The organism is Agromyces binzhouensis (assembly GCF_004135055.1).
Taxonomy (GTDB): Bacteria; Actinomycetota; Actinomycetes; order Actinomycetales; family Microbacteriaceae; genus Agromyces; species Agromyces binzhouensis.
In genome coordinates this window covers 1-12,527 of the sequence record NZ_SDPL01000046.1, presented here as the reverse complement: position 1 = coordinate 12,527, position 12,527 = coordinate 1, and the positions used below count along the sequence as shown (strand labels likewise).

The window sequence follows — 12,527 nt, the reverse complement described above, 5'->3', positions numbered from 1 at the left end:
CGGCGGCCGTGCCGTCGGGCCCGTCGGGCGCGCCCGCACCCGCCGAACCGGCGGTGCCGTCGTCGTAGTCGGCCGGGCGCATCGGGTCGACGCCCGTGTCGCGCGCGGACGCGGCATCCGCTCGCTCAGCCTCAGATCGCCGGGACGAAACCACTGATCACCGCCTGCAGGTCGTACATCCAGATGGTCCAGAGGCCCGACACCATCAGCAGGCCGATGAGGATGAGCAGCGCACCGCCGATGAGGTTCACGGCGCGGATGTGCCGGCGCACGAACGCGAGCGCGCTCGCCGCCCAGCCGAATCCGAGCGCGACCAGCACGAACGGGATGCCGAGGCCGATGCAGTACGCGAGGCCCAGCAGGGCGCCGCGCCCCGCGGAGGCCGAGTCGGCGCTCAGCGCGAGCACGACCGCGAGGGTCGGGCCGATGCAGGGCGTCCAGCCGAGGCCGAACACGATGCCGAGCAGCGGCGCCCCCGCCAGACCCGTCGCCGGCCGCCACGACGGCTTGAACGTGCGCTGCAGGAACGTGAACTGGCCGATGAAGACGAGCCCCATCAGGATCAGCACGACGCCGAGCATGCGGATGATCAGGTCGGACCAGCGGGCGAGCCAGGCCCCGAGCACGCCGAACGCGGTCGTGAAGACGAGGAACACGAGCGTGAAGCCCGCGATGAAGAGCAGCACGCCGAGCAGCAGCCGGCGACGCGCGCGGCGGGCCTCGTCGGCCTCGGCGCTCGCATCGGCGAACCCGCCCAGGTAGCCGAGGTACCCCGGCACGAGCGGCAGCACGCACGGCGAGAGGAAGGACACGAGCCCCGCGGCGAGCGCGATCGGGAGTGCGGCGAGCAGCTGCCCGCTGAAGACGATCTCGCCGAGGTCCATGCCCGCCGCCGCCCGCTACGCCCGCTCGGCGATGACGTCGCGCACGATGGTCTCGAGGATCGACGCGTCCTTCAGCTGGCCGAGGATGCGCGCGGCGACCCGGCCCTCGGCGTCGAGCACGAGGGTCGTGGGGACGGCCGCGGGCGGCACGTCGCCCGCGAAGGCGTACTGCACGGCGCCGTCGTTCGCGTCGACGATCGACGGGTAGGTGATGCCGAAGCCCTCCTCGAAGGATGCCGCGGTCGCGGCCTGGTCGCGGACGTTCACGCCGACGAACGCCGCCCCGTTCCCGTCGAACTCCTCGAAGACCTCCTGCAGCAGGGGCGCCTCGGCACGGCACGGCGCGCAGCCCGCGTACCAGAAGTTGACGACGACGACCTCGCCCGCGAGTTCGTCCGAGCCGAGCGCGTCGCCCTCGATCGTGGTCCCCGAGAACTCGACCGGCTCGCCGCGCTGCTCGGCCGGGAACTCGGCGATCGTGCCGTCGCCCGCGATGTAGCCCTTGCCGCTGCCCTCGCGGTACTGCTCGGCGAGCGGGTCGCTCGAGCAGCCGGCCAAGACGACGACGGATGCCACGGCGAGCGCGGCGACCGCGGCGAACCTGCGTGCGCGCATCACACCGCCCCCACGTCGGTGGCCTGCGACTGGAGCCCGGCTGCCGGGTCGCGGTAGCCGACCTCGACGAAGCGGGCGCCGCGGCGCTCGAACGTGGTGATGCTCGAGAGCGCGCAGCGACGGCGGCGCGGGTCGTGCGCGAGCGAGCGCCCGGCGACGCGGCGGTGCACCATCCAGATCGGCAGCTGGTGGCTCACCATCACGACATCGCCGTCGTCGACGGAGTCGGCGGCATCCGCCATCGCCTCGATCATGCGGTCGGCGATCGCCCGGAACGGCTCGCCCCAGCTCGGCTCCCACGGGTTCACCAGGAAGGCCCAGTTGCGGACGTCGCGGAGCGCGGAGTCGCGCCCCGACATGCGCTTGCCCTCGAACCGGTTGGTCGGCTCGATGATGCGATCGTCGATCGTCGGCTCGAGGCGGAACGCCTTCGCGATCGGCTCGGCCGACTGCTGCGTGCGCTGCAGCGGGGAGGAGACGAGCGCGGCGACCGGCCGCTTGCGCGTCACCAGGTCGACTGCGGCGGACTCCGCCATCGCGCGGCCGAGGTCGCTCAACCCGAATCCGGGGAGTCGGCCGTAGAGCACGCCCTGCGGGTTGAAGACCTCGCCGTGGCGCACGAGATGGATCTGCTCGGCCGGCACGCCCTCCAGTCTACGAAGCGGTTCCCTAGGAATCCGCCGTGCGCCCCGGGCTCGCACGCGGGCTGCCCCCACTCCGGTCCGGCGAGTGTCCTGACGATGCCGGATGTCGCGATGCGAAGTCGCGTCTCCTGGACACTCGGGCGGGGCGGAGATGAGCGGTCGAAGCGGGGCGGATGCCGCGAGCCCGGCCGGTCGGGGGCCGAATCCCCGGCCGGTAGGATGGGCGCTCGTGAACACGCGCACCCTCGTCAAGCAGCTCGCCGCCCGTCCCGACGGCCCCGTCACCGTCGCCGGCTGGGTCGAGACGGTCCGCGACCAGAAGAAGGTGCAGTTCATCATCCTGCGCGACGAGTCGGGGGCGGTGCAGCTCGTGAACCCCGCCGTGCGCGAGCTCGACCCCGAGGGCGTCAGCGTCGGCGCGGCCGAGGCGTTCGCGCTCACCGAGCAGATCTCGGCGCTCGGCCACGGCACCTTCATCACCGTCACCGGGCAGCTCAAGCACGACGAGCGCGTCAAGCTCGGCGGGCTCGAGGTGAAGCTCGAGACGCTCGAGGTCGTCACCGAGGCCGAGGAGACGCCGATCGCGGCCGACTCCAGCCTGGACAAGCGCATGGACTGGCGCTTCCTCGACCTCCGCCACCCGAAGCAGAACCTCATCTTCCGCGTGCAGACGACCTTCCTGCACGCCCTCCGCACCTACTGGGTCGAGCGCGACTGGGTCGAGATCCAGACCCCGAAGCTCATGGCCTCGGCATCCGAGTCGCGCGCCGAGCTGTTCGAGCTCGGCTACTTCGAGGGAAAGGCCTACCTCGCGCAGAGCCCGCAGTTCTTCAAGCAGATGGCCCAGCCCGCCGGGCTCGGCCGCGTCTTCGAGGTGGGCCCCGCGTTCCGCGCCGACCCGTCGTTCACCTCGCGCCACGCGACCGAGTTCACCTCGATCGACGCCGAGATGAGCTGGATCGACTCGCACGAGGACGTCATGGCCATGCACGAGGAACTCCTCGTCGCGGGCTTCACGGCCGTCGTCGCCAAGCACGCCGACGAGATCCGCGAGCTCTTCGGCGTCGAGGTCACGGTGCCGGCCACGCCGTTCCCGCGCATCCCGCTGGCGGAGGCCAAGGAGATCGTCGCGTCGCGCGGCTACGTCGTGCCCCGCGCCGACGCCGACATGGACCCCGAGGGCGAGCGCCAGATCTCGGCGTACGTGAAGGAGACCTACGGCCACGACTTCGTGTTCCTCACCGACTACGCCTCGAGCATCCGGCCGTTCTACCACATGCGCCGCGAGGGCGACCCGGGCATCACCAACTCGTACGACCTCATCTACAACGGCGTCGAGATCTCGACGGGCGCGCAGCGCGAGCACCGCATCGACATCCTCGTCGAGCAGGCGAAGGAGAAGGGCCTCGACCCCGAGGAGCTCGGGTTCTACCTCGACTTCTTCCGCTACGGCGTGCCGCCGCACGGCGGATTCGGCATGGGCCTCGCGCGCCTGCTGATGCTCATGCTCGACGAGCACTCGATCCGCGAGACGACGTACCTCTTCCGCGGCCCGACGCGCCTGCTCCCCTAGCCGCCCCCACCCGGCCCGGCCCGGCCGCTGAGATGACGCGAACGGTCGTCCGGCGTCGCCCGAGCCGCGATTCGCGTCATCTCGGTGAAGCGGGTCTCAGCGCGACGGGACCCAGCCGGCGGCGATGAGCGCCGCACGGACGCGGTCGATGCGGTCGACCCGCCGCCGGCCGCGGTGGGCCGCGTTGAACCGGATGACGCGCCATCCCGCATGGGCGAGGTCGTCGAGCCGGTCGACGTCCCGGGAGTACTGCGCACGGTCCTTCCGGTGGTGCTCGCCGTCGTACTCGACGAGCACGCGCCAGCGCGCGTAGACGAGGTCCCCGATGGCGATCCGCCGCCCCGACGCGTCGTGGATCGGCACGTTGACGTCGGGCTCGGGGAGTCCGGCGTCGACGAGGTCGAGCAGGAGCAGGCTCTCCGCGGGCGAATCGGTGCGGGGTCTCACGCGCGAGATCGCCCTCCCGAGGCGGCGGTGCCCGCGGCGGCCGGCCGTGCGCGCCACGGCACGGTGCAGGCCGTCGAGCGTCGCGATCGGGTGCCGTCGACGGACCAGAGCGTCGCCGATGACGACGAGCTCGCGCTCGGTCAGCTCGCCGGCCAGCTGGCACCACGCGTCGATCGCCGAGACCGCCCGAACCCCGTGGATCGTGCCGACGCGCACCAGTTCCGGGCGGACCCGATGCCCGCGGACGCCGCGTGCGCGTGGCAGGCCGTTGGGCTCCACGGCGGCGACGTCGATCGTGCCGTCGGGCCGCCGACCCGCGACGGGGAGTCCGTGGAGGGCGCCGGCCGTGCGGTGGCTGAACGCCTCGCACGGCCGCATGCGCTCGGCGTAGGCGCGGCAGACGGCGAGCAGGTCGAGGTCGACGGATGCCGGAAGCCGCACGCCGTGGAACGGCCGGGTCAGGTCGGAGCCCCTCAGCCGACCCGCTCCGACCCCGGCGCGGCGCGCACGCGCGACCGAGAACGCCGTCCCGGCGAGCTCCTCCGGCAGTCCCGTGCGCGTGCCCACCCCGCAACCCTCGTCCTCGCGGCCCGTGACGCTCGACCATTCCGCCCCAGCCGGGCGCTCCCCGCGATGCCCGCCCCTGTCGAGGACGGGTCGTCTCCGGCAAGCCCTCCGCGAGATGACGCGAACGGCGCTGAACTGCCGCCGGGAGCGCAGTTCGCGTCATCTCGGTGGGCGGGGGCGGGGGCGGGGCGGGGCTGAGGGCGGGGCGAGGGGATGCGGCAGGGCGGGTGACAGGCGACCGAGGTGTTCGGCAGACTCGGGCCTGTGGATGCCCTGCTGCTGTCGTTCGCACTCGTGCTGCTCGCTGCGATCCTGATCTCCGGGATCGCGCACCGCACGGTGCTCTCGACGACGGTGCTGTTCCTCGTCGCCGGGTTCGTCCTGGGCAGCGGGATGCTCGACGTCATCGTGCTCGAGCCGACCGACCCGACGGTGACGACCGTCTCGTCGCTCGCGCTGTTCGTGGTGCTCTTCACCGACGGGCAGGAGGTCGCGCTGCAGCAGCTGCGGGCCGCGTGGCGGCTGCCCGGCCGGGCGCTGCTGCTCGGCATGCCGATCACGTTCGTCATCACGACCCTGCTCGGCGTGTGGCTGCTCGGCTTCGGCTGGCTCGAGGCGGCCCTCGTCGCGGCGGTGCTGGCGCCCACCGACCCGGTGTTCGCGTCGGCGATCGTCGGTCGCGCCGAGATCCCGCACCGCGTGCGTCACCTGCTCGGCGTCGAGTCGGGCCTCAACGACGGCCTCGCGCTGCCGGTCGTGCTCATCCTCATCGCGACCGTCGGCGGGCCCGAGGTGGAGCCGCTCGTGCTCGCCGAGGAGCTCGCGCTCGGCATCGCGGTGGGCATCGCGGTCCCGCTCGTCGTCGCGTGGCTGGTGCGACGCAGGGTGTTCTCGCGCACCCCGCTGTACGCGTCGCTCACGCCCGTCGCGGTCGCGCTCATCGTGCTCGGCATCTGCACCGTCACGCACGCGAACCTCTACCTCGCCGCCTACGCGGCCGGCATGACCATCGCGACCGCCGCCCCCGAGATGCGCGACGCGTTCGCCGAGTTCGGCGGGCAGTTCTCCGAGCTCATGAAGCTCCTCGCGATCCTCATGTTCGGGGCGCTCATCTCCCCCGAGCTGCTCGCCTCCGTGCCGTGGACGGCCTACCTGTTCGGCGTGCTGCTGATGGTGCTCGCCCGCCCGGCCGCGGTCGAGCTCTCGCTCATCGGCAGCGGCCTGCCGTGGGAGGAACGCGCGACGGCGGCCTGGTTCGGCCCGAAGGGCTTCGCCTCGGTGCTGTACGGGCTGCTCGTCCTCCAGAGCGGTGCGCCGGAGGCGGACTTCATGTTCCACGTCGTCGTGGTCGCGATCGTGCTCTCGATCGTCGCGCACTCCTCGACCGACGTGCCCATCGCGGGCTGGTTCGCGCGCCGCGAGGCGGCCGACCGGGCGGCGCGGGCGACGTGGCTCGACACCCCGGAGGTCGGTCGGCGCGGCGGCATCCGCCCACCCGATGCATCGGACGACTGACGCGACCGCCCGCGCGGGGGCTCAGCCGCGCGCCAGGAGCGCGGTCTTCAGGCGGACTGGGTCGATGCGCCAGTAGCCGTGCACCTCGTCGTCGATGAGCAGGACGGGGATCTCCTCGGCGTACCGTGCGCGGAGCGCCTCGTCGTCGATGATCGAGCGTTCCTCGAGCGTGGTCCGCGGCGACCCCGGCGTGGCGGCGAGCTCCTCGCGGACGCAGGCGACGACCTCGCGTGCGTCGTCGCAGAGGTGGCATCCGGGCTTGCCGATCAGGGTGAGGCGGATGTCGCGGAGCGTCGGGTTCACCCCGTCAGGATACGTCGCGCACCCGGACCTTCCCCGCCGTGCTGGGAGGTGCGGACCCTGCCGCGGGCAGCGAAAAGCGCCAGGCCGAAGGCCCGGCGCCCTGCCGTGGTCGCTGAGCGACTACTTCTTGTTGCGACGCTGGTGGCGCGTCTTGCGGAGCAGCTTGCGGTGCTTCTTCTTCGCCATGCGCTTGCGACGCTTCTTGATGACGGAACCCACGAAAACCTCACAAAGATCGGGTCGGCCGCGCGTGCCGCAGCCGTGGGCGGAAACGCCCCGCGGTAGTCTAGCCCATTCGACCGCGAGCCGCCGTCCGGATCGATCGGGCCGCCCCGCGGCATCCGCTAGGTTCGGGTGATGGCCCGACCCGAACTCGTCATCCGGACCACCCGCGAGGACGACTGGCGGGAGGTGCGCGACCTCCGACTCGAGATGCTCCGCGACACGCCGATCGCGTTCGGCGATCGATACGAGCGGGCGATCGAGTTCGACGAGGCCGAGTGGCGCACGCGCGCGAAGCGCGGCGAGTCGGCCACACAGACCGTGATCGTCGCGATCGAGGGCGACCGCTGGGTCGGCACCATGGGCTGCTACGTGCCGGATGCCGCGACCGGGCCGCTGCTCGTCGGCGTCTACGTCACGCCCGACCGGCGGGGCGGCGGCTCGGGGGCGACCGACGCGCTGCTCGACGAGATCGAGCGCTGGGCGGCCGGGCGCGCCGACACGCTCCGCCTCGAGGTGCACGAGGACAACCCGCGGGCGCGCCGCTACTACGAGCGTCGCGGCTTCGCCTACACCGGTCACAGCCGGGAGTACGAGCTCGAGCCCGGTGGCCTCGAGCTCGAGATGGTCAAGCGCCTGCGCTGAACCTCCGCGACCGTGTCGCGACTACCGCCGGCGCTTCGCGCCGACGACTGCCGTGACCTGGCGAGCCGTGTCGGCGAAGGCCTTCCCGATGGCCGAGGCGAAGGCCCGCTGGTCGTCGTTCAGGGACTCCTCGGCGCCGGCATCGGCGCCCGCCAGCGTGGCCGCGTCGGCCGCGGCATCCGTCGTCACGAAGGGGATCAACCAGTCCTCGAGCCGCTCCAGCGGTGCCCGGTCGAGGTGGTAGTAGCGGTGCTGACCCTCCTCGCGCACGCCGACGAGGCCGGACTCGCGGAGGACCTTCAGGTGCTTCGACACCGTCGGCTGGCTCACGCCGAGCGCCGTGACGATCTCGCCGACGCTGATCTCGCCGCCCGACTCGGGCTGGGAGGTCTCCCGGTCGAGGAGCACGCCGAGGATGTCGCGCCGGGTCGGATCCGCCACCACGTCGAAGATGTCCGCCATGGTGCAAGGGTAGCCAGTCGCGCCGGGGCCGGGGAGTACCATGACTCTCGCGTCGAGCGGAGGAGGGCGGATGACCTCGAACACCGTGGGTCGTCGGGGCCCCGCCCGGCGCTCATGGCTCGGCGGCCTGCGCGACGCGTTCGACGTGCTCGTGAAGAGCTCGCCGTCGAGGTTCGCGATCCTCGTCTTCGCCACGCTCATCCTCATCACGACCGCCCTGCTCTCGCTGCCGCTCGCGCGTGCCGGGTCCGGCAACGGCGGCACGCCGCTCTACGACGCCTTCTTCACCGCAGTCTCGACGATCTGCGTGACGGGGCTCACGACCGTCGACATGGCCACGCACTGGTCGCCGTTCGGCAACACGATCATCTTCATCGGCATGAACGTCGGCGGAATGGGCGTCCTCACGCTCGCGTCGATCCTGGGCCTCGTGGTCTCGCGTCGGCTCGGGCTGCGCGCCAAGCTGATGGCCGCGAGCGACACCAACCCGTCGAGGGTGCATGCGGGTCCGGTCTCCGAGCGGCAGGCGGTGCGCCTCGGCGAGGTCGGCGGCCTGCTCGTGACGGTCGCCGTCAGCACCCTCGCGATCGAAGCCGTGGTCATGATCGGCATGATGCCGAGCGTGCTCGCCAAGGGCTACGACTTCGGCCTGAGCCTCTGGTACTCGGCCTACTACGCGGTCAGCGCCTTCACGAACACGGGCTTCAACCCGAACCCGCTGGGCCCGGTCGAGTTCTTCGACGACTACTGGTTCCAGTCGCTGATGATGCTCGCCGTGTTCCTCGGCAGCCTCGGGTTCCCGGTGATCTTCGCCCTGCTGCGCACGTGGAAGAGCCCGCGCCGCTGGGGCGTCCACGTCAAGCTCACCCTGACCACCACGATCGCGCTCTGGGTCGCGGGCGCGGTCGCGTTCCTCGTGCTCGAGTACAACAACCCGAAGACCTACGGCGGCCTCAGCTTCGTGAAGACCTTCTACGAGGCGTTCTTCATGTCGACCATGACCCGGTCGGGCGGCTTCTCCACGATCGAGATGGCCGACCTCTACGGTTCGAGCCTGCTCGTGACCGACATGCTGATGTTCGTCGGCGGCGGTTCGGCCTCGACGGCGGGCGGCATCAAGGTGACCACGCTCGCGGTCCTGTTCCTCGCGGCGTACGCGGAGGCGCGCGGTGCTCCCGCGATGGAGGCGTTCGGGCGGCGCATCCCCCGCGACATCCTGCGGCTCGCCGTCAGCGTCGTGCTCTGGGGCGCGACCATCGTGGCCGTCTCGACCGTGATCATCACCCAGATCACGAAGTCGGCCCTCGACTTCGTGCTCTTCGACGTGATCTCGGCGTTCGCCACCTGCGGGCTCTCGACGGGGCTCACCGAGTCGTTGCCACCCGAGGGGAAGTACGTCATGGCTGCGACCATGTTCATGGGACGCGTGGGCACGGTCACCCTCGCGGCGGCCCTCGCGGCCGCGCAGAAGCGCCAGCTGTTCAGACGACCGGAAGAGAGGCCCATCGTTGGTTGATCGCATCAAGCACGACGCCCCAGTGCTCGTCATCGGACTCGGCCGGTTCGGGGCGGCCACCGCGGGCCAGCTCGACCGCCTCGGCCGCGAGGTGCTCGCCGTCGACGAAGACGAGGGCCTCGTGCAGAAGTGGGCCGAGCGCGTCACGCACGCCGTCGTCGCCGACGCGAAGTCGCTCGACGCGCTGAAGCAGATCGGCGCGCAGGAGTTCTCGATCGCGGTGTGCGCCGTCGGCTCGTCCGTGGAGGCATCGGTGCTCATCACGGCGAACCTCGTCGACCTCAAGATCCCGCAGATCTGGGCGAAGGCGATCTCGACGTCGCACGGCAAGATCCTGGAGCGCATCGGGGCGAACCACGTGATCTACCCCGAGCGCGAGGCCGGCGAGCGGACGGCGCACCTGGTGTCGGGCCGCATGCTCGACTTCATCGAGTTCGACGACGACTTCGCCCTCGTGAAGATGTACCCGCCGAAGCCGATCCGGGGCAAGAACCTCACCGACTCGGGCGTCCGCTCCCGCCACAACGTGACCGTGGTCGGCGTGAAGAGCCCCGGCAAGCCGTTCACGTACGCGACCGAGAAGACGGTGGTGTCCAACCACGACCTCATCATCGTGTCGGGCACCGAGGGCGACATCGAGAAGTTCGCGGCGCTCGAATAGCGGATGCCGCGGGCGCGGGCGACCGGGCGGCGGAGTCGCCTCCGGCTCGTCTCGTCTCGTCCCGTCTCGCGTCAGCCGACGACGCCGGCGACCGTCGATGCGACGGTGGCGAGGATGCCGATCCCGACGAGGATCACCGCGATGATGCCGAGCACGCGCGGCACGTGCGAGGTGGCCTCGAACCGCAGCCGGTCGGGGCTGCGGCGGCGCACCCATGCCAGCGGTTCGCCGTCCTCCGAGTCGGGCTTCGGCTCCTCGCCCGGTTCCACGGGTCGCTCGTGGAACTCCCCGTCGGCGAACCAGCGCACCACGGTGCCGTCGTCGCGTTCCACGATCGCGACCTCGATCGCATCCCATGCCCCGTCGGCCATACGCGCGAACGCGAAGGCGAGGAGCAGGACACCGCCTGCCGCCAGTGCGACCCACGCGATCACCTCTCCGACGAGGGCGATGACGTCGAGCGGCTCCATGGCGCTGAGCGTACCCGCGATGCGAGGCGCCGGAGGACACCGTCGCGAGCCGTCCCGGACGCGTCGTCGCACGGCATCGCGCGCCGCTGGTGGCGCGCAGCCGCACGCGCGTACCATCGCGGCCATGGCCACCGTCATCAGCATCCGCGGTCTCGAGAAGCGCTTCGGTCGCACCATCGCCCTGGACGGGCTCGACCTGGAGGTGGCGTCGGGCGAGATCCACGGCTTCCTCGGGCCGAACGGCGCGGGCAAGTCCACGACGATCCGCATCCTGCTGGGCCTCGCGCGGGCGAGCGGCGGCGAGGCGCGGCTCTTCGATCGCGATCCGTGGCGGGATGCCGGCGACCTGCACCGACGCGTCGCGTACGTGCCCGGCGACGTGAGCCTCTGGCCCAACCTGTCGGGCGGCGAGGCGATCGACCTCCTCTCGCGGCTGCGCGGCGGAACCGCCGACCGGGCGGCCTACGACGAGCGGAAGGCGCGGCTCGTCGAGGCGTTCCAGCTCGACCCGCGGAAGAAGGGCCGGGCCTACTCGAAGGGCAATCGCCAGAAGGTCGCGCTCGTCGCCGCGTTCGCGACCCCCGCCGAGCTGTACATCCTCGACGAGCCGACGAGCGGACTCGACCCGCTCATGGAGCAGGTCTTCAACCGCGAGATCGCCCGCGTCGCGGCGGACGGCGCGACCGTGCTGCTGTCGAGCCACATCCTCTCCGAGGTCGAGACGCTCTGCGACCGCGTGAGCATCATCCGAGCCGGGCGTCGGGTGGAGACGGGCACGCTCGCCGAGCTGCGTCACCTGACCCGTTCCTCGGTCGCCTTCGCGCACGTGCCGGGCCAGGAGTCGGCCGTCGAGTCGCTCGACGGCGCGCACGACGTCGTGGTGAGCGCGGGGCGCGTGCAGTTCACGGCCGACAGCGATCGCGTCGCCGCGCTGCTGCCCGAACTCGGGCGGCTCGGCGTCCAGGGCCTGACGGTCGCCCCGCCCTCCCTCGAGGAGCTCTTCCTGCGCCACTACGGCGATGATCCGGCGATGGCGGATGCCGGACGCTCGGCACCGACGGCCGGCGCCGGGTCCCCGCGGTGAACCCGGTGGGCCTGCTGCTCCCGCTCGTCGCGCAGCGCGCGCGGCGCGACCGGCTCCAGCTGGTGCTGTGGATCCTCGGCACGGCCGGGCTCGCGTTCATGGCGACCGCCGCGGTCGGCAGCACGTTCGGCGACGAGGCCGAACGCGAGTCCATCCTGCGCCTGACGATCGTCGCGCCGGCGATCCTGATCTTCCGCGGCACGCCGAACGGCGCGGGCGAGGGCGAGTTCGCGGTGTTCCTCATCCTCGCCTTCCTCGCCCTCATGGCCGGGTTGATGAGCACGTTCCTCGCGGTGCGGCACACCCGCGGCGACGAGGAGCAGAGCCGTGCCGAGCTGGTCGCCGCGACCCCGGCGGCGCGCACCCTCCCCACCGTGGCCACCGTCGTCCACGGTGGCCTGGCGAACCTGGTCCTCGCGATCGCCGTCGCCCTCGCGTTCCTGGCGAGCGGGCTCGATGCCGGCGGCTCGGCGGTCGCCGGCCTCGCGGTCGGCGCGACGGGCGTCGCCTTCCTCGCGATCGGCCTCGTCGCGGCGCAGCTGTTCCGCACGTCGCGGAGCGCGAACGCCCTGTCGGTCGCGCTCGTGCTGGCCGCCTACCTCGTCCGCGGTCTCGGCGACGCGCTCGGCGAGTCGTCAGACGACGGGCTGGTCCGGACCGCGGCATGGCCGAGCTGGCTCTCGCCGATCGGGTGGGCGCAGCGCACCGAGCCGTTCGACGCGAACGACCTCGCGCCGCTGCTGCTCTCGGTCGGGCTGGCCGTGGTGCTCATCGGACTGGTCTTCGTGTTCCAGTCCGCGCGCGACAGCGGGGCCAGCCTGCTGCCGGGGCGTGCCGGGCGCGCCACGGCCGGACCGCTGCTGCGCGGGCACGTGGGACTCGCGTGGCGCCTGAACGTCGGCGCCATCGCCTCGTGGGC

At 72.0% G+C, this 12,527-nt stretch carries 14 protein-coding genes and 1 pseudogene; 7 read left to right on the top strand and 8 right to left on the bottom strand.

Annotated elements, in window-relative coordinates; genetic code table 11:
* Positions 1 to 131 precede the first annotated feature (131 nt).
* Genes ESO86_RS04455 through ESO86_RS04445 form a run of 3 tightly spaced genes read right to left on the bottom strand, consistent with a single transcriptional unit; the run spans position 132 to position 2,143 of the window.
* On the bottom strand, positions 132 to 884 hold the full coding sequence (locus ESO86_RS04455; RefSeq protein WP_129233675.1) for a cytochrome c biogenesis CcdA family protein: 753 nt from the start codon (positions 882 to 884) through the stop codon (positions 132 to 134).
* A 15-nt stretch (positions 885 to 899) separates the two neighbouring features.
* Positions 900 to 1,499: a TlpA family protein disulfide reductase gene (locus ESO86_RS04450; RefSeq protein WP_129233674.1), complete on the bottom strand. Its 600-nt coding sequence runs from the start codon at positions 1,497 to 1,499 to the stop codon at positions 900 to 902.
* Positions 1,499 to 2,143 (bottom strand): histidine phosphatase family protein, encoded by a 645-nt coding sequence (locus ESO86_RS04445; RefSeq protein WP_129233673.1) that lies wholly within the window; start codon positions 2,141 to 2,143, stop codon positions 1,499 to 1,501. Before ESO86_RS04445 ends, ESO86_RS04450 begins: the two co-directional genes overlap by 1 nt.
* 229 nt (positions 2,144 to 2,372) lie before the next feature.
* On the opposite strand from ESO86_RS04445, the gene aspS reads away from it, so the two are divergent.
* Positions 2,373 to 3,716, top strand: coding sequence for an aspartate--tRNA(Asn) ligase (gene aspS / locus ESO86_RS04440; protein WP_165307316.1), 1,344 nt, complete (start codon positions 2,373 to 2,375; stop codon positions 3,714 to 3,716).
* Between the two features lie 96 nt (positions 3,717 to 3,812).
* Here the strand turns inward: aspS and ESO86_RS04435 are convergent, their stop codons facing one another.
* Entirely contained in the window at positions 3,813 to 4,730 is a 918-nt protein-coding gene (locus ESO86_RS04435) for a DUF559 domain-containing protein (protein WP_242492201.1), read from the bottom strand.
* A 264-nt stretch (positions 4,731 to 4,994) separates the two neighbouring features.
* Here ESO86_RS04435 and ESO86_RS04430 point away from each other — a divergent pair, with 264 nt between their 5' ends.
* Positions 4,995 to 6,245: a cation:proton antiporter gene (locus ESO86_RS04430; RefSeq protein WP_207207011.1), complete on the top strand. Its 1,251-nt coding sequence runs from the start codon at positions 4,995 to 4,997 to the stop codon at positions 6,243 to 6,245.
* Between the two features lie 21 nt (positions 6,246 to 6,266).
* Here the strand turns inward: ESO86_RS04430 and ESO86_RS04425 are convergent, their stop codons facing one another.
* Positions 6,267 to 6,548 carry a glutaredoxin family protein gene (locus ESO86_RS04425; protein ID WP_207207010.1) on the bottom strand — a complete coding sequence of 94 codons (282 nt, stop codon included), beginning with the start codon at positions 6,546 to 6,548 and terminating at the stop codon, positions 6,267 to 6,269.
* Positions 6,549 to 6,668: 120 nt separating this feature from the next.
* Positions 6,669 to 6,767, bottom strand: coding sequence for a 30S ribosomal protein bS22 (locus ESO86_RS04420; RefSeq protein ID WP_003792170.1), 99 nt, complete (start codon positions 6,765 to 6,767; stop codon positions 6,669 to 6,671).
* 138 nt (positions 6,768 to 6,905) lie between these two features.
* On the opposite strand from ESO86_RS04420, the gene ESO86_RS04415 reads away from it, so the two are divergent.
* Positions 6,906 to 7,415, top strand: a complete 510-nt coding sequence (locus ESO86_RS04415) for a GNAT family N-acetyltransferase (RefSeq protein WP_129233670.1) — start codon at positions 6,906 to 6,908, stop codon at positions 7,413 to 7,415.
* A gap of 21 nt (positions 7,416 to 7,436) precedes the next feature.
* On the opposite strand, the gene ESO86_RS04410 is transcribed toward ESO86_RS04415, so the two are convergent.
* Positions 7,437 to 7,877 (bottom strand): ArsR/SmtB family transcription factor, encoded by a 441-nt coding sequence (locus tag ESO86_RS04410; RefSeq protein ID WP_129233669.1) that lies wholly within the window; start codon positions 7,875 to 7,877, stop codon positions 7,437 to 7,439.
* A gap of 70 nt (positions 7,878 to 7,947) precedes the next feature.
* Here ESO86_RS04410 and ESO86_RS04405 point away from each other — a divergent pair, with 70 nt between their 5' ends.
* Both ESO86_RS04405 and ESO86_RS04400 read left to right on the top strand, forming a co-directional pair.
* On the top strand, positions 7,948 to 9,393 hold the full coding sequence (locus ESO86_RS04405; RefSeq protein WP_129233668.1) for a TrkH family potassium uptake protein: 1,446 nt from the start codon (positions 7,948 to 7,950) through the stop codon (positions 9,391 to 9,393).
* Entirely contained in the window at positions 9,386 to 10,054 is a 669-nt protein-coding gene (locus ESO86_RS04400; protein WP_129233667.1) for a potassium channel family protein, read from the top strand. Before ESO86_RS04405 ends, ESO86_RS04400 begins: the two co-directional genes overlap by 8 nt.
* A 71-nt stretch (positions 10,055 to 10,125) precedes the next feature.
* Here ESO86_RS04400 and ESO86_RS04395 read toward each other — a convergent pair whose 3' ends face one another.
* Positions 10,126 to 10,524 carry a hypothetical protein gene (locus ESO86_RS04395; RefSeq protein ID WP_129233666.1) on the bottom strand — a complete coding sequence of 133 codons (399 nt, stop codon included), beginning with the start codon at positions 10,522 to 10,524 and terminating at the stop codon, positions 10,126 to 10,128.
* A 124-nt stretch (positions 10,525 to 10,648) separates the two neighbouring features.
* On the opposite strand from ESO86_RS04395, the gene ESO86_RS04390 reads away from it, so the two are divergent.
* Together ESO86_RS04390 and ESO86_RS04385 are read left to right on the top strand one after the other, a co-directional pair.
* A complete protein-coding gene (locus tag ESO86_RS04390; protein ID WP_129233665.1) occupies positions 10,649 to 11,608 on the top strand; it encodes an ABC transporter ATP-binding protein in 960 nt (319 codons plus the stop codon).
* Positions 11,605 to 12,527 (top strand): annotated as a pseudogene (locus ESO86_RS04385) (polyketide antibiotic transporter); the annotation flags it as partial. The gene ESO86_RS04390 and the pseudogene ESO86_RS04385, both read left to right, overlap by 4 nt.